19 protein-coding genes, 1 tRNA gene and 2 pseudogenes are annotated in these 19,569 nt (G+C 31.3%); 3 read left to right on the top strand and 19 right to left on the bottom strand.

Features of this window, described 5'->3' with window-relative positions:
* Position 1: 1 nt before the first annotated feature.
* The 9 genes from ftsA to bshC all read right to left on the bottom strand — a co-directional run bounded on the left by ftsA (position 2) and on the right by bshC (position 10,793).
* Positions 2 to 1,429, bottom strand: coding sequence for a cell division protein FtsA (ftsA, locus tag ACF91D_RS17945; protein ID WP_069792874.1), 1,428 nt, complete (start codon positions 1,427 to 1,429; stop codon positions 2 to 4).
* Between the two features lie 105 nt (positions 1,430 to 1,534).
* Entirely contained in the window at positions 1,535 to 2,422 is an 888-nt protein-coding gene (locus ACF91D_RS17940; RefSeq protein WP_392437484.1) for a cell division protein FtsQ/DivIB, read from the bottom strand.
* Between the two features lie 15 nt (positions 2,423 to 2,437).
* Entirely contained in the window at positions 2,438 to 3,787 is a 1,350-nt protein-coding gene (gene murD / locus ACF91D_RS17935; protein WP_039066856.1) for a UDP-N-acetylmuramoyl-L-alanine--D-glutamate ligase, read from the bottom strand.
* A 1-nt stretch (position 3,788) separates the two neighbouring features.
* Positions 3,789 to 4,754 (bottom strand): phospho-N-acetylmuramoyl-pentapeptide-transferase, encoded by a 966-nt coding sequence (mraY, locus tag ACF91D_RS17930; protein WP_039066857.1) that lies wholly within the window; start codon positions 4,752 to 4,754, stop codon positions 3,789 to 3,791.
* Between the two features lie 209 nt (positions 4,755 to 4,963).
* Positions 4,964 to 7,261: a penicillin-binding protein gene (locus tag ACF91D_RS17925; RefSeq protein WP_069792876.1), complete on the bottom strand. Its 2,298-nt coding sequence runs from the start codon at positions 7,259 to 7,261 to the stop codon at positions 4,964 to 4,966.
* Positions 7,242 to 7,634, bottom strand: a complete 393-nt coding sequence (gene ftsL, locus ACF91D_RS17920; RefSeq protein ID WP_017724210.1) for a cell division protein FtsL — start codon at positions 7,632 to 7,634, stop codon at positions 7,242 to 7,244. The genes ACF91D_RS17925 and ftsL overlap by 20 nt, the downstream gene beginning before the upstream one ends.
* 14 nt (positions 7,635 to 7,648) lie before the next feature.
* Positions 7,649 to 8,584, bottom strand: a complete 936-nt coding sequence (rsmH, locus tag ACF91D_RS17915) for a 16S rRNA (cytosine(1402)-N(4))-methyltransferase RsmH (RefSeq protein WP_327620643.1) — start codon at positions 8,582 to 8,584, stop codon at positions 7,649 to 7,651.
* A gap of 15 nt (positions 8,585 to 8,599) precedes the next feature.
* On the bottom strand, positions 8,600 to 9,031 hold the full coding sequence (gene mraZ, locus ACF91D_RS17910; RefSeq protein ID WP_039066862.1) for a division/cell wall cluster transcriptional repressor MraZ: 432 nt from the start codon (positions 9,029 to 9,031) through the stop codon (positions 8,600 to 8,602).
* A 148-nt stretch (positions 9,032 to 9,179) separates the two neighbouring features.
* On the bottom strand, positions 9,180 to 10,793 hold the full coding sequence (bshC, locus tag ACF91D_RS17905) for a bacillithiol biosynthesis cysteine-adding enzyme BshC (RefSeq protein WP_208181579.1): 1,614 nt from the start codon (positions 10,791 to 10,793) through the stop codon (positions 9,180 to 9,182).
* Between the two features lie 270 nt (positions 10,794 to 11,063).
* On the opposite strand from bshC, the gene ACF91D_RS17900 reads away from it, so the two are divergent.
* Entirely contained in the window at positions 11,064 to 11,510 is a 447-nt protein-coding gene (locus ACF91D_RS17900) for an N-acetyltransferase (RefSeq protein ID WP_039066865.1), read from the top strand.
* A gap of 123 nt (positions 11,511 to 11,633) precedes the next feature.
* On the opposite strand, the gene ACF91D_RS17895 is transcribed toward ACF91D_RS17900, so the two are convergent.
* From ACF91D_RS17895 to ACF91D_RS17855, 9 genes and pseudogenes are all read right to left on the bottom strand, one after another.
* Positions 11,634 to 12,320 (bottom strand): YjjG family noncanonical pyrimidine nucleotidase, encoded by a 687-nt coding sequence (locus tag ACF91D_RS17895; protein ID WP_039066866.1) that lies wholly within the window; start codon positions 12,318 to 12,320, stop codon positions 11,634 to 11,636.
* A 115-nt stretch (positions 12,321 to 12,435) separates the two neighbouring features.
* Positions 12,436 to 12,570 carry a beta-class phenol-soluble modulin gene (locus ACF91D_RS17890; RefSeq protein ID WP_037556984.1) on the bottom strand — a complete coding sequence of 45 codons (135 nt, stop codon included), beginning with the start codon at positions 12,568 to 12,570 and terminating at the stop codon, positions 12,436 to 12,438.
* Positions 12,571 to 12,613: 43 nt separating this feature from the next.
* Positions 12,614 to 12,748 (bottom strand): beta-class phenol-soluble modulin, encoded by a 135-nt coding sequence (locus ACF91D_RS17885; protein ID WP_101050812.1) that lies wholly within the window; start codon positions 12,746 to 12,748, stop codon positions 12,614 to 12,616.
* 50 nt (positions 12,749 to 12,798) lie between these two features.
* On the bottom strand, positions 12,799 to 12,933 hold the full coding sequence (locus tag ACF91D_RS17880) for a beta-class phenol-soluble modulin (RefSeq protein WP_037556984.1): 135 nt from the start codon (positions 12,931 to 12,933) through the stop codon (positions 12,799 to 12,801).
* 43 nt (positions 12,934 to 12,976) lie between these two features.
* Positions 12,977 to 13,111: a beta-class phenol-soluble modulin gene (locus ACF91D_RS17875; RefSeq protein WP_039066868.1), complete on the bottom strand. Its 135-nt coding sequence runs from the start codon at positions 13,109 to 13,111 to the stop codon at positions 12,977 to 12,979.
* Positions 13,112 to 13,158: 47 nt separating this feature from the next.
* Entirely contained in the window at positions 13,159 to 13,293 is a 135-nt protein-coding gene (locus tag ACF91D_RS17870; protein WP_039066869.1) for a beta-class phenol-soluble modulin, read from the bottom strand.
* A 483-nt stretch (positions 13,294 to 13,776) separates the two neighbouring features.
* Entirely contained in the window at positions 13,777 to 15,660 is a 1,884-nt protein-coding gene (locus ACF91D_RS17865; RefSeq protein WP_327620644.1) for a glycosyltransferase family 2 protein, read from the bottom strand.
* 640 nt (positions 15,661 to 16,300) lie between these two features.
* Positions 16,301 to 16,639: pseudogene (locus ACF91D_RS17860) on the bottom strand (ATP-binding cassette domain-containing protein); the annotation flags it as partial.
* A 580-nt stretch (positions 16,640 to 17,219) separates the two neighbouring features.
* Positions 17,220 to 17,327, bottom strand: a complete 108-nt coding sequence (locus ACF91D_RS17855; protein WP_081325011.1) for a putative holin-like toxin — start codon at positions 17,325 to 17,327, stop codon at positions 17,220 to 17,222.
* A 740-nt stretch (positions 17,328 to 18,067) separates the two neighbouring features.
* On the opposite strand from ACF91D_RS17855, the gene ACF91D_RS17850 reads away from it, so the two are divergent.
* Both ACF91D_RS17850 and ACF91D_RS17845 read left to right on the top strand, forming a co-directional pair.
* Positions 18,068 to 18,694: a hypothetical protein gene (locus tag ACF91D_RS17850; RefSeq protein WP_327620645.1), complete on the top strand. Its 627-nt coding sequence runs from the start codon at positions 18,068 to 18,070 to the stop codon at positions 18,692 to 18,694.
* A gap of 404 nt (positions 18,695 to 19,098) precedes the next feature.
* Positions 19,099 to 19,290: pseudogene (locus ACF91D_RS17845) on the top strand (tyrosine-type recombinase/integrase); the annotation flags it as partial.
* Between the two features lie 52 nt (positions 19,291 to 19,342).
* Here the strand turns inward: ACF91D_RS17845 and ACF91D_RS17840 are convergent.
* A tRNA-Arg gene (locus ACF91D_RS17840) sits at positions 19,343 to 19,416 on the bottom strand.
* Between the last annotated feature and the right edge of the window lie 153 nt (positions 19,417 to 19,569).

Here is a 19,569-nt window from a genome sequence, read left to right as displayed (position 1 = left end):
ATCAATCGAATAGAGATTTCATAAGTTTTTTGAATTTACCTTCTTCTTTGTCTTGAGGTTTACGTTCTTCATCATGATCGATGTTTACTTCGTTATCGTACACCTCTGGCTCTTCTTCTGCTTCAACAGTATTAGTTGCTTCTCTTGACTCAGTTGATGACGTTTGAGGTTCTTCAGGTTTGTTCGATTTTTTCTTAAACCAATCAAATCCACTTGATTTTGTACTATGTTCTCTTTCATCAGATTCGATGACTTCTTCCTCGAATTCTTCACTGTCATGATTACTAATTGTAACATAATCTAGTAATTCGTCGAAAGTAATGCTACTAGAAATTGTTGAAATTGCTGACGAGAACTCAGGTTTTCTGATTCCCATTTGTGATGGAGTGTGAATTCTCACTTTTTCACTCACCATATCTTGAAGCAATTCTTTAACTCCTAATAAGTTTGCAGAACCACCTGTAATAACAAAACCACCATTTACTTTTGTAAGTCCTAATTCTTGCAATACTTCAAACACATTAAAGAAAATATCTTCGACGCGTGCTTCAATAATGTCTGCTAAGTCTTTTTGTGTAAATTCCGCTTCTTCGTCACTGTTGACTTGTTCAACGGAAAATACATCGTGATCAGAAGCAGAATCAAAGAAAGCGTGTCCATATTGATGTTTAATTTTTTCAGCGGTCTCGTATGAAGTATTTAAGCCTGAAGCTATATCTTCAGTAATATCTCGACCTGCCATTTCTAATGCATCTGCATCAACTAATTCACCACGCTCGTAAAATGCAAGTTGCGTGATATCTTCACCAATGTCGATTACACATGCACCTAATTCTTTTTCAGTAGCTGAAAGAACTGAGCCATAGTTGTATGCATCAGAATATACATCAAGTACATCCACGCCACAAGATTCAACACATTTAATCATATTAATTAATATTGATTTTTGTATTGCAATAACACCAGCTTCAACTTTCAGACTATGTCTAGCAATCAATTCTTTTGGATCAGAAACTTCATTCTCCCCATCTACAATAAATTTAATTGGAAATGCGTTAATAATTTCAGTTTCAGGGACATCATTTTTATCGCGAATACTTTCAAGTACACTTTCAATATGTGTACCATCTAATTCTGTATCTTCATAAAATTCTATTTCATTGGACTCATCAAATACCTCTGTTCCGATAATAGGTAGTTTTAAAAATACTTCCTTAATATCTACTCCTGAAGCAATAGAGGCTTTTTTGATTGTATCTTTAATTGCTTGTTTAGCAATATCGAAATCATCAATAAGACCATTTTTAATCCCACTTGTGTAGGTTTGTCCTGTACCTATCACATTTATACCGTTGTGAAATTTCTCGCCTACTATCGTTTTAACGCTCGATGAACCGATATCTATACTTACATAATAATGCTCTTCCATAGATAGGCACCTCCTGACAATAACTTATTCAAATTCACACTATTAATAGTTTACAATAGGTTTTAACGCTTGTGAACTATAAAGATAAGTATTTGTCGAAATTTTTTAATTATTTTTGTCTGTTTTCTCATTAATCTTATTTAATGCACTTTGAAGCTCATCTTTTGCCTTATCTTCTCCTGTTGTACCCTTATCCACATTTTGGTCACTTGAAGATTTTGTAGTGCTACCACCACTATATGGAATAAACGATGCACCTACTGATAAATCAATATACCCCGCTTTTTTTAATTCTCCAGATTCATCACGTTCTAATGATTGTGACATTTGCGGATAGTATTTCATTTTTTTACCAATTGTATTTAAATTACCAAGAATTTGAATATCGTCTGTTGTGAATAATTTGATTTGATTTTGTGCATTTTCTTGAGGGTCAAATTTAATTTCTGCTATCATCCCTCTAACCTTCGCAGGCATTTCAGAAAGCGCTTGTATAATCTTTTCTTTTTTGTCTTTTTCAAACCCTTCAAGAATTGGCCCATTATCAGTAGCATTACCATCATAATCTTCTAACTCTGTACCGTCTTCTAAAACAGGTAGGTAATTATCTTTCTTTTTAGTTAGGGCTACAATTTGTTTTTCTGACACTTTCACAGTTAACTTGTTTGGAAAATGCTTTTTAACTTCTGCACTTTTGATAAGCGTGCTTTCTTCAAGCTTGTTTTGAGCATTTGTAGTGCTATAAGTGTACATTCTTGAGTTGTCTTTTACGTTTATAGCTTTATTAATTGTATTCTTAGATGTATTATCATTCCCGCTAATCTCTACACTACTAATCTTACTCAAAGGTGTAAACATATAAATCAATATTAAAATAATTATAAACAATAAAACACCAAATACTGAATATTGAATTTGCTTTTGTCTTTTACGTCTTTTTGCTCGTTTCTCTTTTAAGTAATCAGAGTCAAATTCACTAACTTTGTCAGACATTTAATATCACACCCTTTAAAAAGAAGGTAAATTTGCTTGGAAACTTTGGATAAATTTATTTCCACGCTCTTCAAAAGTATTGTACTGATCCCAACTTGCACATGCTGGTGATAATAATACAACGTCATTTGGTTCTATGACAGACTGTATCTTATCTACTGCATCTTGCACATCAGAAGCTGTAATGACGTACTTACCTTGGCTTTCACCTAACTTCACAAATTTCTCCTTTGTCTCACCGAAAGTTACCATAACTCTTACATTTTTCATATGTGGAATAAGCTCATCAAAGTCATTGCCACGATCTAACCCGCCACATAACCAAATGATTGGTTGTTTGAACGAATTTAATGCAAATTGTGTAGCTAATGTATTCGTAGCCTTTGAGTCATTGTAATACTTGTTCGTTTTATTTGTTCCAATATATTGTAAACGGTGTTCAATACCTGAGAATGACGTCAAACTATCAATAATTGCTTTAACGGAAACTCCAGAAAGTAATGCTGCCAATACTGCGGCAAGAATATTTTCTAAGTTATGTTCACCTGGTAGCACAAGATCATCTATATGAATGATTCTAAAACCTTTAAATACAATATAGCCATCCTCAACATAAATACCGTCTACTTCTTGATGAGTTGAAAAATAATATGTTTTTGCTTTCAATGATTCAGATTCGATTAAATGACGTTGATGGTAATTACAAATTAAATAATCATTTTCTGTTTGGTTAATATATATTTTCTTCTTAGCATTTTGATAATTTTCTAGAGATTCATGATAATCAAGATGCGCTGAATAGATATTCGTAATTATAGCGATATGTGGTTTATACTTATCGATTCCTAATAATTGGAAAGATGATAACTCCGTAACTAAATAGTCATCAGCTGAGACTTCTTGTGCAACTTTTGAAGCCACGTAACCAATGTTACCCGATAGTTTACCAGTCACCCTACTTTTTTGAAACATATCTCCAATTAATGAAGTCACTGTTGTTTTACCGTTTGTACCAGTTACACCAATAATTGGCGCTTCTGATATTAAATAACTTAATTCTACTTCCGTTAATATTTTCAATCCTTTTTCAGTTGCTGCTTCTATTAATGGAACATTATAAGGAATACCTGGATTTTTAAATATTATAGGATTACTATCTAACAATGAAAGTGGGTGGTCTCCCCCAATTACTGTTATGCCCATATTTTCTAAATCGATCGCATGTGCATCTTGACTCAAGTCTTTACCGTCATTGACAATTACATTTGCACCAAGTTTTTTTAATAATTTAGCGGCTTCATAACCACTTTTCGCCAATCCAATCACTAATACGTTTTTATTTTCTAATTCTGTATACTTCAGCAATTTAATTCACTCCAATCCATAAACCGATGAGTCCTGTAATCAAGCCTACTGTCCAGAATACTGTCGTCACTTTTTTCTCATTCCATCCAATCAATTCAAAATGATGATGTAACGGAGACATTTTGAAAATACGTTTTCCAGTCAATTTAAATGAAGTTACTTGTATCATAACCGATAATGTTTCTGCTACAAATACAAAACCGATAAAAATTAGAGACAGTTCTTGATTGAGCATAATAGAAATAGTAGCAAATATACCACCTAGTGCCAAACTACCCGTATCTCCCATAAAGACTTTCGCCGGATTCAAGTTGAATGGTAAGAAGCCAATTAGCGCAAAAATCATGATAACACAGAATAATCCGATAGACGTTGCACCTTGGAAGTAAGCCATAATTGCATACATTACAAAGCCGATAATAGATAAGCCTGTAGCTAGGCCATCTAATCCATCTGTTAAATTAACTGCATTTGAAAAACCTACTTGCCAAAAGACTATGAAAATTACATATGCAATCGAAAGTGGTACTTCAATATTTGTAAAAGGCAAATGAATTCCTGTAGAAAAGTCAGTTAAGTTAAATACTTGGCTTAAAATAAAGAAGATAACTGCAATACCTATTTGAGCTAAGAATTTTTGCTTACTCGTTAAACCTTCATTATTTTTCTTTACTACAATAATGTAATCATCAATAAACCCAATTAAACCAAAACCTATTGTTACAAATAACAACAAAATAATCGGATTAGAGTTATCCATAAAAATGATTGCTAAAATTGAAGTTACAATAATACTAATGAGAAAAGTCAATCCACCCATAGTAGGTGTGCCTGTTTTCTTCATGTGACTTTGCGGACCTTCTTCTCTAATGCTTTGCCCAAATTTCATTCGTTTTAACGTTGGTATTAGAACTGGGACTAATATAAACGTGATTAACAGTGCGATAATTGCGAGTAAATAAACCATATTGCGCTCCTTTATTTATTTAATTGGATTATGTCGTTATGCTCGTCGATTAGTCATATGTACTGAGGTTCGTAGCCAACCAATTCAAGTTGTTACTTTATTGCAACACTTAGTGATTAGCTACTTTTATTTAAACCTCAAAGTTGATTACATATTAAGTCTTAGATTTTAATGAAATATCTCCATTAAGAAAATCCACTTAGCTCAAACTACGATTCATTATCTTTTGAATCTTTATTTTCATCTGAGTCTTTGTTGTCATCTTTGTCTTTTGAATCTTTGTTGTTATCTGAGTCTTTGTCCGAACTAGATTCGTCTTTTGAAGTTTGGCCATTAATATCTTCTGAAGATAACGTTACTTCAATTTTATCTTTGCTGCTTATTTTTTGTCCTTTAGTAACAGATTGATTCGATACAAATCCACTACCTTTTGTTGTTACTTTAGTTTTTGTAAGTAACTCAAATGCCACAACTTCTTCTTTCGACCAACCTGTCATATCAGGCATTGTAATATCACTATCTGTCAATAATAATACTTTACTGTTAGGCAATACTTCTTTATTAGCGCTCACAGATTGCTTAGTAATTTTCTCTCCATCGCCAATTACTATAGGTTTTAGAGACTTACTATTTATTTTATCTTGCGCTTTTTGCGTTTCTTGTCCTTCAACATTAGGTACTTCACTATATTTCACATCTGAGTTGTCTTTAGTATTCTTATCTCCAACATTCAGATATTTTAGCGTATTTTCCATAATAGGTTTAAATGCTTTACTTACACCCATCTCATAAGCTTCTTGATCATTTTTCTCTGCTAAACTCATACCAGCATAAACAATTACTTCAGGGTCATCTTTTGGTGCATCACCGATAAAACTAACAAAATACGGATTTTCACCTTCAACATAACCACCATTATCTGGGTCTGCAACTTGTGCTGTACCTGTTTTACCTGCAACATCATAACCATCGATTTGATAGTTCTTAGCATGGCTATCTTCACTATTTACAACTTTATCTAACTCAGTACGCACTTTTTTAGCTGTATCTTTCGTTATAGGTTTACCATCATATTCTTTCTTACCTTTATAAAAAGTATCTTTGCTGACGGGGTTCGTTATATTATCAACATACCAAGGCTTAATCATGTTACCGTCATTAACGAAAGCAGATTGCGCTTTAAGCATTTGTACTGGTGTTACTGTAGTAGACTGACCAAACGCAGATGTTTTCTGTTGTGCTTCATTATCCCAAGCGATTCCACCAGTAGCTTCCCCGTCAAACATACCGTTTGTAGATTGACCGAAACCAAATTTCTCATACCAGTCTTTCATTTTATCTGCGCCAACTAAATCTTGCAGGTGCATCATTAATGTATTAGACGAATATGTGAATCCTAGTGACATTGGGATTTCTCCCCAACCCACCTTGTTCCAGTCAGAAATTTTTGATCCCATGACTTCTCTAGGTTCGGCTGTATATTTTTTATCTGGTTCAAATTTCCCTTCTTGTATAGCAGCTGCTAAGCCATATGATTTAAAGGTTGAACCAGGCTCATATGTGTTTTGGTATAAATCATTTGCCCACTTTTTACCGAAATCTTTTCCTGTTTCTGGATTAAAAGTTGGACGCTGACTAAACGCGAGTATTTCACCGGTATGTGCGTCCATTACAACAGCGAATAAATCTTTCGGTTTATAGTGTTCGACCATGCCATCTAATGCCTCTTCAACAAATACTTGGATATTAGAGTCCAATGTTAAATGTACATCATCCCCACGTTTAGGTGTTTTTTCCTTCTTAGTATTAGGTGCAATATAACCCCATATATCATGGATGTAGGATAATGCTCCTTTTTGCCCAGATAAATAACTATCAAATATTTTCTCAACGCCCATAGCGCCTTTCAAGTCGCCACTATCCGGATCTTTTTGGGCCATTCCAATTAAATGTGATGCAAAGTTTCCATTAGGATAAAAACGTTCAGTTTCTGGATAAAGCGTTACACCAGGTAACTTCATTTTTTCAATTTTTTCTTTTTCTTGATATGTTAAATCAGTTCCTTTTTGTCCAAATTCAACTTGGAACGCTTTTTTATTATCTAATTTTTCTTCAATTTCTTTAGCAGACATATCAATGACTGTCGCTAACTTCTTAGCAGTTTCTTTCTTATCTGTAACGTGTTTAGGTTTATCGCTACCTTCACTTGCTTTTTTATCAACAATAGCCACGACTTTATACCGTTCGACGTCTTCTGCCAAAATCTTCCCATTACGGTCATAAATTTTTCCGCGTTCAGGTTGTTGCTGGCTATTAACTAAATATTTCTCGTTTGCCTTCATAATTAAATCTTCGCCTGAAGAATGTCCAGTTAGCATTATATATGAATATCTTAAAACCAACGTAAAAAAGAGCAGTCCGAATCCAAGAATGAGTAGGACTGCCCCTATTTTACTTTGTTTAATAAGAAACTTGGGTTTTTTTAATCTAATTTTTCGCTTCGCCATTATTACGCACTACCTTTACATTGTCGTTCTTAAGGCTCATTCCTTCGTTTTTGGCCTTATCGTAAATGCGTTCATATGAAGAGTTCTTTTTAATTTCAGATTCTATTGCGCTATTTTCACTTGATTGTTTTTCGATTTTTGTATCTAAATCTGCAATTTTTCCTCGAGTATCATACGCATCCATTTTTAAAGATAGCATATAAATACTTATCAATGCAATTACTGTTATAAGTCCTATGTATAACATTTTCTCAAATTTTGTAAGTTTAACTACAACTTTGCGTTTTACGGTTTTGGGCTGGGTCGAGGGTTGCGACTCAGGAATTTGTGTTTCCGGTTCATTATAAGGTTGATATATCTTTTCTACTGCCACTCAACATTCACTCCTTATTTTAATATTTCTGCAACACGTAACTTCGCACTACGCGCTCTATTATTAGTTTCTAGATCTTCATCAGTAGCGGTAATAGGTTTACGGTTAACGCGTTTCAATTTAGGTGTGTATGCTTCGGGTATAACTGGTAATCCCCTTGGTACATCTGGCCCCTTTTCGTACTCTTGAAACATTTGCTTGCATAAACGGTCTTCCAAAGAATGGAACGTTATGACTGAAATTCTACCATCAACTTTTATTAAATCTATCGCTTGTTCTAATGAGTCTTCAAATGATGACAATTCATCATTTACCGCTATTCTAATTGCTTGGAAAATCCTTTTTGCTGGGTGCCCGCCTTTACGTCTCGCTTTGGCAGGTATTCCTTCTTTAATGACATCAACAAGTTCTAATGTCGTTTCGATTGGCTGTTGTTCTCTATTTTGCTCAATACGTCGGGCAATTTGTTTAGCGAATTTCTCTTCACCATAACGATGGAAAATTTTCACTAATTTTTCAAACTCCCAATCATTAACGACTTCATAGGCTGATAATGATTGGGATTGATCCATACGCATATCTAACTTCGCATCTTGATGGTAACTAAATCCACGCTCTGGTATATCTAACTGTGGGCTAGAAACTCCTAAGTCGTAATAAATACCATCTACTTTTTCAATATTCAAATCATTTAAAATTTCAGTTAATTTTCTAAAGTTGTTATGGACAAAGGTAACTTTATGCAAATGATCCTTTAAAACTTCTTTTGCATTTTCAATAGCTGTAGTATCTTGATCTATTGCTATCAGTCTTCCTTTGTCACCAAGTTGATTTATTAAATATAGTGCATGACCTGCTCCACCTAATGTACAGTCGACATACACGCCATCTTCTTTTATATTCAAATAATCAATGGTCTCTTTAAGCATTACGCTGACATGATGAAACAAAATAACGCCTCCATATTAGAAATCAAAATCAATTAAGTCTTCAGCAATATCTTCAAAACTATCTTCAGATTCATCGTAGAAGCTGTTCCAAGTTTGTCTATCCCAAATTTCAATTCTATTCGAGACACCTATTACTGTGCATTCCTTACTTAAGTTTGCGTATTGGCGTAAGTTTTGCGGAATATTAATACGCCCCTGTTTATCAAGTTCTACTTCAACAGCACCTGAAAAGAACATACGCATAAATTTACGTGCATCTTTTTTAGTCATTGGTAAGGTTTTCATTTTTTCTTCAATAACTTGCCATTCTTCCAAAGTATAACCAAATAAACATTTATCAAGGCCACGAGTGATTATAAAACGCTCATTTAAGTCATAACGAAATTTTGATGGAACAATCATGCGTCCTTTTGTATCCAACTGATGTTCGTATTCTCCCATGAACATTTATAATCACCTCACCTTCTCATATATATAATTTACCACATCTCACCACTATCCTCCACTAATTATACAATTTTCACCAAAATTTATCGTTTTACATAAAAAAATGCCCGATCCATCATTTTGATGAATCGGGCGAAACCTTGGCGCTCTAAGGTTTAACAATAATATGATCGAAAGTGTAAGAAAGTGGTGGATAGGTGGAGGGACTGAACACATCTATCCCAAAATCATTCATAATTTGTAGCGGATTCCAGATTCTTTCTTGTAAACCTCCCATCGGATGGAGGACTTCATTTAATTCTTTAAAATGTTTAATACTAATTTCATTTTCACGTTCTATATTTAATAAATACCTTTTAATTAAATAATCATATTGCTTTTGGTGTATTTCATTATTTTTGTCCAATAACTGTTTATTATCATTGTTCCCATCTACTTCAGCTTGCAATCTTTGATATAACTGAGTTTGTTGTACTTTTAAATGCTCTATTTGATCTATAAACTCTTGTGAAGCTTGTGCACGTACGAACTGCTTTTTGTAGTCTTCAACACCTTTTTCAATAATTGAATTTTCATCCAATTGGTATTGTTTAAGTAGTTTTTCAGTTCTTTCATATAAATAGCTAATACGTAAACGTGGTAATACAATCGGCATCGTTACATCCAAAGTTTTAAATACATCATTTAATTCAGTCCAATATTTAATTTCACTCGGACCACCGACAAAAGCAACTGTGTTAAACAACCATTCTTCCATAACTGGTCGTGTCACAACGTTATTTGAAAAGAGCTGCGGTTCAGAATCTACTATTTTTAATAACTCATCTTTTGAAAAATACTTATCTGATTTATTCAAATAAAACTTGTTATCTTTAAAAGTTAATAATTGCCTCATATTATTATCATGCATAAACAAATGGACATTCGTGTCTGTTTGAATCATTTGTTCTAAGCCATTTGCTATAGTCTGCTTTTGTGTATTTCTAAACGCTTCATCCACTTCACTATGATGTTCAATAATTTGTTTAATAAATGGTTGTTCTAAATCCCTTAAATGAGCATCATTTGCATCTATAATTAATAAGCCATAAGACTTAAATACTTCATGCAACAATGCTTTAAACATATCTGTCCAACTATCATTTGCTTCAATGATATCATTACACATTTTTAATAATGGTTTGGAATGAATTGTTTCGTTCATTTGTTTGAAAAACTGTCCTAAAGTTTCTTTTAATTGTTCTTTATCAGGATAATACCTTGAGACACTAGTTTCAGGAGGTGTCATTGTATGATATTTTATTTTTTGTAATTTAGCATATTGTGTATTATAGGCATAAGTATGGTTAACTTCATCAAAATCATGATCTTCACCAGCAATCCAAAATACAGGGATTACATTTTTCTCATATTCATTCGATAATTTCTCACTTAATGTAATAATAGAAAATATTTTATGGAAAGTATATAATGGACCGCCGAACAAGCCAGCTTGTTGACCTCCAATAATTACCTTCGCCCCATCACTTAATAACGCTATATTATTTTCTTGTTGCTCAGTTAAAGATAAATCGCTCATATATTCTTTTATAATATTAGCTAATTCAACTTCTCTACCATTATTAGAAGATGTTAAACGTTCATAATAGCTTTTATCTTCCATAGCATCTAAATTATAAAACTGTCCTAGCGTTGAATCACTCTTTTTTAGTTTTGATATAAATTGATCTTTTTCGTTGAGTTTTGTCGTCATACAATCCATGCGTAATTCTCCTTATGTTACTCTATTCCTAATCAGTATAAAGTTTATATCCAATATTGACAATTATACGGCTTACAAATTTCAAATTTTCAAAATGCAAACCATACAATACGCTTGGACATAATATTTCTATAGTTCAAAATTTTTATGTTTATATCGTTGCAAAAACGATAACAAATTAACAAAATAAAGTTTCTAACAGTCATTTTTGTGAAAAAAGTCATAAAATAAGGTATAATAATACTTAATAATACAAAGGGGGAAGATGCGATGAGTAGTGTAAAGCGTCTTGATATTAATTACAGAACTGACGAACTATTCGAAGATTTTAGAAACTTTGGAAATGAAGATTTATATTTAGTCGATGAGCTACGTGGTGAAATGATTGATGCAAGTTCAGACTCACCATTTTATGGCGTTTATGTCGGCGATCGATTAGGTGCAAGGATGGCACTTTATCGTAAAGGTGACGTAGAAGAAAAACACTTCCCTAATTTCGACGATTATAATGTGTTGTGGAAATTAGAGGTCTTACGTGATTTCCAAAATAGAGGTTATGGTAAAGCATTATTAGATTTCGCAAAGGATCAAGGATTACCAATTAAAGTAATAGCACGTAATCAATCAAAACAATTTTTCATCAAACATGGCTTCACTGATTTAGAAGAAGCAAACAAAGAAGGCCACGATGTTTTAGTGTGGTCGCCAAGTCAATAATACTTATTTATATGAATAAGTATTTATAAAAATATCGATTGTTAACTTATTATAAGCTCAGAATAATATAAAAGCGGGTCTATGAAATCAATTTTTAAATATATGATTTCTGCCCCGCCTTTTTTATTGAATATAAGTTACTATTTCATCTAATGCTGTAATTGTATAATCTGGTATTATCGTTGTCTCATTTACTTTATTTCTTGGGTTAAACCAACAAGTTGCTATTTTAGCATTTTTGCCTCCTAATATGTCTGAAGTCATTGAATCACCAATAATCAATGATTCTCCACGCTTTTCTTCTCCAATTTTATCAAATACATAATCAAAAAACTCTGGCATTGGTTTTTGAAAACCTGTTTGTTCTGATACAAATACATCCTTGAACCAATGACCGATATTAGTTTTCTCAATTCGACGTTCTTGTGTTTCTAAAACGCCATTAGTCACTATATACAAGTCATAATTATCTTTTAATCTATCAAGTGTTTCTATTGTATTTGTAAAATGTTTAATCGGCGCATTAGCTAACTCATCTCTAAATATATAATCTGCTTCAACACCATTTACTATTAAATTATGTAATTTAAAGTACGCTTCAAATCTTTTGCTTAACACTTCATCTTTGGTAAGTTCATTTTTTTGGAACGCATCCCAGTGAGCTTGGTTAACTTTCATAAATACTTCTAAATCGGCTTGAGTTGTTTTTAAATTATAATTTTTTGCCAATTTATTAAAAGCATAAGCTTCAGCATCATGAAAATCCACTAATGTATCATCAAAATCTATCAGTAAACTTTTAATCGTCATTTTAATATCCCTCCGCTCATTATTAATAATCATTAACCATCTCAGTATACACATATTTTACACATAAAAAAATGGCCAAGGTTATCACCTTGACCATTGTATAAAAATTGAAAGACTAGAATCCAAATAATTTTGAAACTAAGCCTACACCGTTTTCTACGATGCTTACAATGCTTGTTCCTAATTTAGCGCCGTCTCCTGCGATACCTGCTTGTACTGTTTCTTTGATTGCATCAAATAATCCTGCCATAATTAATTACCCCTTTAATTTGTATTTTTTATTTATAAAAGACTTATAGTCCGAATAATTTGCCTAATAGACCTGCACCACTTGATACGATATCTACAATGCTTGAACCTAAATCTGAACCATTACCTGATTTTGCCGCTGCTACTGTGTTTGCAATCGCTTCTGCTAATTTAGTCATTTGAATTTCTCCTTTATTAATTATTAGTATAATTTATTTTTAATCTAAGTCTAGAATCCGAATAATTTTGAAACTAAGCCTACACCGTTTTCTACGATACTTACGATGCTTGTTCCTAATTTAGCGCCGTCTCCTGCGATACCTGCTTGTACTGTTTCTTTGATTGCGTCAAATAATCCTGCCATAATTAATTACCCCTTTAATTTGTATTTTTTATTTATAAAAGACTTATAGTCCGAATAATTTTCCTACTAAACCTGCACCACTTGATACGATATCTACAATGCTTGAACCTAAATCTGAACCATTACCTGATTTTGCCGCTGCTACTGTGTTTGCAATTGCTTCTGCTAATTTAGTCATTTAAATATCTCCTTTATTTAGTTCATTGATTTATATTAAATTAAAATCTAGAATCCGAATAATTTTGATGCTAAACCTACGCCATTTTCTACGATACTTACAATGCTTGTCCCTAATTTAGCGCCGTCTCCTGCGACACCTGCTTGAACTGTGTTTTTAATTGCTTCGAATAAACCTTCCATTGTAAACACTCCTCGTTAAATTTTGATTATTATGACTGTTTTTATGTTGAAAACGATGCTTTTAAACAATTATTTTGTTTAGCTATCGTTCCTTACATTTACTATAAGATAATACATAATTAAATTGTCCATTTTTCTTTACTTAACTTTAAATATGCTTCATCTGTTCATTTTTTTATTTTGCTAAACAGTTTTGAATGCTTAAGTGTATTATGCACAATTAAATCAATCAAAATTATGTAAATCCTGTATTAATAATATATTTGAAAATTGTTAAATTTATTAGATAATTTAATAATCACTACTAATACCCATAGTATGTTTTTCTGTAAACAATGCTGGTTATAGGAAAAGAATATTTAAATTTATACTCTTCTACTTTATATAAGTAAAAAAAGCTATAAAGACATCTATATGGATATCTTCATAGCTTAATTTCATTTCTAAAATATAAATTATTATAGTTCAAATACCTTCGCAAATTTATATTTCTGTTACAAATTCACGATTAGCCGTAATAAAGGTACCGTGATTTGTTTTGAGTCTCGGTGTGCCTTTAGGTGATAAAACTATCTTTTGAATTTCTAAATTATCGCCTGAATTTAATATATTAACTGCTTCACCTTCAAATTTTCTATTTATATACTCTTTACACTTTTTCAATACAGCAACAGTATCAGGTTTACTATATATATATTTATCTTGCTTGTCTTTATTAACTGGATACACATTTTTTTTATTAGCAGTTAAATAATAACCTTCAGTTGTAATAAGCCTTGGTGTACCTTTAGTAGTTTCCACGACATCTAAAACGTCTACTAATTCTCCAATTTCTAAATCTTTTTCAGCAATTTGTTTGAATTCAACATCTGCATATAAATTCGATTTTTTAACAAGCGATACCGATTGCGGTTTATATGTCAGATATTCTGCTAAACCATTATCTCTATTTGTAGACTTGCTAGCTGATACAAACTCAGTTTTAAAACTTTGTCTGTTTAAAGTTGCCAATTGACTTGCATTAGGTAAATTCATATTCACGTAAATTGCTTTATACCCATCATAGATTAAGGATATATTGAATGCGAAATCACATTGGTTCAAATCTTCCGTGTTGATATAAATATAGTTATTTTTTATTTCAAAATCGAGAATCACGTCATTTATTTCGTTATTAATTTCATTAAGTATCACTTTATCAATAATGGTTTGATCATCTTTATATACACGAATCACATCTTTAAAAGTTCCTTCGATTAAATGTGAACCTTCATATACAGCAAACACTGTCTCTTTAATTGGTAAAACATTACGTAAAGTTTCGGGCATTAAGAAATGTACTCGATTATTTTTAACAAATTTATTTGCTTTGCCACCTTGTTGCAACATAGTTATAAATTCTATTAGATTTTGATACTCTTTGTTTTTCAAAAATTGGTAGATGTTTTTAAATGTATCTGTTAATAAATAATCTTCAATATTTTTACCATATGATTCTAACATTCTCACCATTTTATCAAACACTTCATAAAACACTGGTTTATTTTTAGCTTTTAAAAATCTATTATTTTTAAATAATCGTGACATATAATCAAGTTCCACAATTCGACTAATTGCTTGATGTTCTGCTTCACTTGGAAGTTCAAGTTTCAAAACTTCATCTAAAACTATTAAATTTAAATTAGTTTTTTCAATTATATCCGTTTGACCAACTAATGATTGATTATAAGTATAACGGTTCACATGATACGTTGGTGTAGGATTCATTGATCCTGCTTTACTTTTAGATATTACTTCTATAAAGAACAATTTATCTTCGCCGTATTTCATATGTTTAAAATAAATACCATTTTCTGTAATGATATTACGCTTAATGATTTTGCCTGGTGGACCAACTGCTCTAAATATTTTTTCTATTTCATATGGAACCAAATTATTAGCATTTTTATAAGAGCTAAATCTTCCAATTTTCTTTATAGCTTTATCTGTATGTTTAACACTTTGACCAAAAGCTATATCAGAATGGTGATCTATTGCTTGATTTAATAATATTGGCAGCCCTTCCGCATCTAACCAGTCATCTGCATCTAAGAAAGTAAGGTATTTACCTACAGATTTTTTTACACCTACATTTCTAGGTTCAGATGGACTGCCTGTATTTTCTTCTAATTTTATTATTTTAATAAAATTATATTTAGTAGCAAATGCTTCAACAATTTCTAATGAATTATCACTTGAACAATCATCAACAAAAATTGCTTCTATTTTGTCTTTATTGATATTTAGTTTATTGATAGATTCTATACACGTTTCTAGAAAATACGATTTATTGTATACAGGCACTATGATAGATAGTAATTTTTCCAATCCAATAATCTCCTTTTAAGTCGCTTTTTGTAATAAAACTGCTTATACTTATTATCAAAATATGTACTTTCATTCGTTTTTGAACTATTCAATACGGAGATATGTTTTATACAAACCCTTAATTATTTTTTTAAATGAAGCGCTCTAATAAGATAACATAATTTAATTACTCACAACACAAATAACCTATATGAGACAAATTAAAAATTAAAGATTGTATATTAATCTTGTTTTCACTTTTCTAATTATTTTTAAACAAACATCATAAAAATTAGACAAAAAAACAACCACCTTCCAAGGGAGAAGGTGGCTCAAAAAGAATGAAGTAATGGAGTACTTCATAACACTATTTTATTACGCACAACAAAATTGTTCAATGCTTTTTACAATAATTTAACATTCTTTTTTAAATCCTGAAATTTGGTGAGGCACGTTAAGAAATATATTTTCAATTTTTCAATGAACTTCCCTCAATGTATTCGCAAATCTTCATTTAATACATTTTTTGTATAATTAGACAGATTATATTTCGATTTATCTAAATTATGACAACATATGCCTATACTGTCTTTTTCATAGTTGTCAATTTACTACCTAATACACCGTTACCACCTAAAATACCTACTCGATTAAACATATATCATAATCGCCAAGCTTCTGATTGATTTTTTATAGTTATAAAATCTTTATACATTCCTGATGTTTGAAGTAATGTATGATGATTACCAATTTGAATTATTTTACCTTCATTAAGCACGATAATCTCATTAGCATTTTTAATCGTTCCTATCTTATGTGCGATAGTGATTACTGTTTTACCTTTACTTAATTCATCAATAGCTTGCTGTTTGAGATGTTCATTTTCTGGGTCAATACTTGCAGTTGCTTCATCTAAAATAATAATAGATGCATCTTTCAAAATAGCTCTAGCAATTGCTATTCTTTGCTTTTCTCCTCCTAAAAGTGATAATGGATTTTCATATTTTTTAGCCAGTAAATTCATAATTTATAACATATTGTCGACTTGTGTTTCAGCTACTTGAATATTTAGTAGTTGCAATTCTTGTTCTAAGTTTTCCGTAAATAATTGTGTATTCACACCTTGAATGACCATAAAGCCCTACTTTAACAAGACAACTTTACTATAAGTAACAATAATTTTCTGATTTTTGAATTGTGATATCGACAATTACATCACATTTATATTTTTCGATACATCATTATATTATCCCAATCGATAATCGTTATCAATGTAATTTTTAATGAATAATTACAACAAACAATAATATTATAATTATACGTTTAAAATATTGTATCCATTAACTTTTAATACTCCATTTTTCTTTACACTGCACATCATTACTTTACTACACATTATAAAAAGCCCAAAAATTGTACAGAATAATAGAATTGATTATATTGTTATACTGTGTTAATTTATAAATAGAAAAAGGGCGATACACTTACGTGTGTCGCCCCAGTGAGCCCGTTAAAAAGACGGCAGCTAGAATTTAATAATGATCAAATAATCATCTCATCCTCGCCAAAGTTAGAGATGGTTATTTTTTATGGCTTGATTTAACAATTGCGATTACTAAACCTAATAAGGTAACGATGAAAGTACCGAAACCTAACATTAAGTGTAGCACTTCTACAATTGAAACCACACAAGGCGTCTCCTTTCTAAAGATTTTGTCAGTACTTTCATAAGCACCACCTCACTTTATACTGAGATTAGCCACCATCTATCCAACTTGCTCATCTTTATATTTTATCATAGAAGCAATATCTCTACTAACGAATTATAGTTTCATTTTATATCATAAAAAAATTATACGTTTTTTCATTCTACCTATAGTTTGTTGCTAAATTCCATCTACCCTAGCTGCAAAAACACTACAAAATCAATGTATATATTACAATAATATTTGAATAAAAAATTACAAATTATTAAATATATCTGTTTTTCGTATTTAGAAATAATTTAACTAATAACCTTCATTAAATTGTACGCATAAGTATATTGAGCTATTTTATGATTTCATTAAAATAATCCGTACAATTAATGCTATAATATTCAATAGGTCAGCATTAAAAAATTTATAATTAAAAGTTTTGTTAAATACAAATAATGAGAAATACTTGTATGAACTGAATTACACCAACTATGTATTATATCAATCTCTGAAAAGACTTCATTAAATAACCCTATCGAAATATTAAAAAGTACCTGCCACAACATATATGCGATGGCTAGTTTTTTTAGGTTTTAGAAGGTTTTGTACAATAAAATATTTTATTAACTATAAAAAAGTATGGTTTATCCACACTTCACAATGGTTACTTAATTCGTTTTGAACCATTACGTGTGTTTGAATATAAAAAATTAAATAAAGGGGTATGTAGAATGGAAAAAGTTTTAGGTTTATTATTAGCTAGTACATTAGTATTGGGAGCATGTGAGAACAAGGAAGAAAGTAAAGAAGAACCTAAGAAAGAAGCAAAAGCACACAAGAAAGACAAGAAAAAAGAGAAGAAGAACAATAAACAAAAGAATACTGATAAAAAATCTACTTCTAGTTCAAATGAAGAAAGCGATGAAAATAAGAAAAGTAATACTGAGCACGAAAACACACAAGAAAATAACAGTGAGAATAATCAACAAGTTAATGTTGATAAAAATACAAATAACGCTAAAAATCCAAAGCAAGAACAATCTAACAATTCAGAACAAAATATCAGCAATGATCAACAAAATAGTAATAACCAACAAACTAAACCATCAAATAGCAACAACAGCCAAATGACTGAATCTGAAATAGCTGAATGGAATCAAACTAAACCTACTACTCATGACGAATCTCAAATGGGATATGGTAAAGGTGATTATGAAGCAGCTAGAGAACAAAGTAAACAAGTATGGGATGACTCTAATGCTCATGTAGGCGGACCAGGTTGGGTTGGTAAAAATGAAGGTTATGATAGTTGGGCAAAACGTCAACAAGCAGTACAAGAAACGGCATCACAAAAATAATTTTTAGGGTAGTACGCCTACCCTAATTATTTTTTACCCTTTTTAGGAAAATTTAGCCAAATGGCAACATTTACAGTCACAAAACAAAAAATAAAACTTCTACATCATGACAGTATGATGTAGAATACCCTAATTTTAAAACTGGTAAAAAGAGTTTGGATTCAAAACTAAAGCAGAAACAGCTAATTTAGCACAACAATTAATCTAGGATTTGGAAGATGCTAAAAAATTCGAAGAATACTTCAAAGAGTGGATAATATCAAATGGAAAGGATAAACTTTCAGTAAAGTAACAATATTGATATTCATACATTTTAGATGTATTTTCAGATCATTTCTGACAAGATATACTGCTTATAAATATTACAAGAAACAAATATCAAAAATTTATATCTAATTACTCCAAATGACAAAATTACACCCTGTTCTTTAAGGCATACACATGCCAGTTATCTTATTAGTAAAGGAATATCAATTGAATATATTAGTAAAAGGTTAGGACACGCAAACATATCTATAACACTTGAGGTTTATACACATTTACTTGATGAACATAAAAAAGAGCAAGGTCAACGCGTCAGAGAATTATTCTCTTGACCCGTATTTGACACTCGCTCTCTCGAAACGTTGATATATCAACGTGTTATAGTGTCCTGGGAGGGATTCGAACCCCCGACCGATGGCTTAGAAGGCCATTGCTCTATCCAGCTGAGCTACCAGGACATATTCTTTTTGAACACAAGAATTATTATATCTAACTTATCGCTATAAAGCAATACTCCAAGCATTAAAAATAAATATGATTTTTCACTTTAATAGACTTTTTATCATCTTTTTTTAATTTCATTAAAAAATTTACTGATTTTAGCATTTTAC

Source organism: Staphylococcus sp. 231237_7MaSpsaltlick, assembly GCF_043107035.1.
Note: the sequence above shows the minus strand (reverse complement) of the source record. Positions and strands in the feature narration are given on the sequence as shown.

Bases quoted from the DNA above. Each gene is read 5' to 3' on its own strand.
- ftsA (WP_069792874.1), bottom strand. From the start codon at position 1,429: ATGGAAGAGCATTATTATGTAAGTATAGATATCGGTTCATCGAGCGTT.
- ACF91D_RS17940 (WP_392437484.1), bottom strand. From the start codon at position 2,422: ATGTCTGACAAAGTTAGTGAATTTGACTCTGATTACTTAAAAGAGAAA.
- mraY (WP_039066857.1), bottom strand. From the start codon at position 4,754: ATGGTTTATTTACTCGCAATTATCGCACTGTTAATCACGTTTATATTA.
- ACF91D_RS17925 (WP_069792876.1), bottom strand. From the start codon at position 7,261: ATGGCGAAGCGAAAAATTAGATTAAAAAAACCCAAGTTTCTTATTAAA.
- mraZ (WP_039066862.1), bottom strand. From the start codon at position 9,031: ATGTTCATGGGAGAATACGAACATCAGTTGGATACAAAAGGACGCATG.
- bshC (WP_208181579.1), bottom strand. From the start codon at position 10,793: ATGGATTGTATGACGACAAAACTCAACGAAAAAGATCAATTTATATCA.
- ACF91D_RS17900 (WP_039066865.1), top strand. From the start codon at position 11,064: ATGAGTAGTGTAAAGCGTCTTGATATTAATTACAGAACTGACGAACTA.
- ACF91D_RS17895 (WP_039066866.1), bottom strand. From the start codon at position 12,320: ATGACGATTAAAAGTTTACTGATAGATTTTGATGATACATTAGTGGAT.
- ACF91D_RS17890 (WP_037556984.1), bottom strand. From the start codon at position 12,570: ATGGCAGGATTATTTGATGCAATCAAAGAAACAGTACAAGCAGGTATC.
- ACF91D_RS17885 (WP_101050812.1), bottom strand. From the start codon at position 12,748: ATGACTAAATTAGCAGAAGCGATTGCAAACACAGTAGCAGCGGCAAAA.
- ACF91D_RS17880 (WP_037556984.1), bottom strand. From the start codon at position 12,933: ATGGCAGGATTATTTGACGCAATCAAAGAAACAGTACAAGCAGGTATC.
- ACF91D_RS17875 (WP_039066868.1), bottom strand. From the start codon at position 13,111: ATGACTAAATTAGCAGAAGCAATTGCAAACACAGTAGCAGCGGCAAAA.
- ACF91D_RS17870 (WP_039066869.1), bottom strand. From the start codon at position 13,293: ATGGAAGGTTTATTCGAAGCAATTAAAAACACAGTTCAAGCAGGTGTC.
- ACF91D_RS17850 (WP_327620645.1), top strand. From the start codon at position 18,068: ATGGAAAAAGTTTTAGGTTTATTATTAGCTAGTACATTAGTATTGGGA.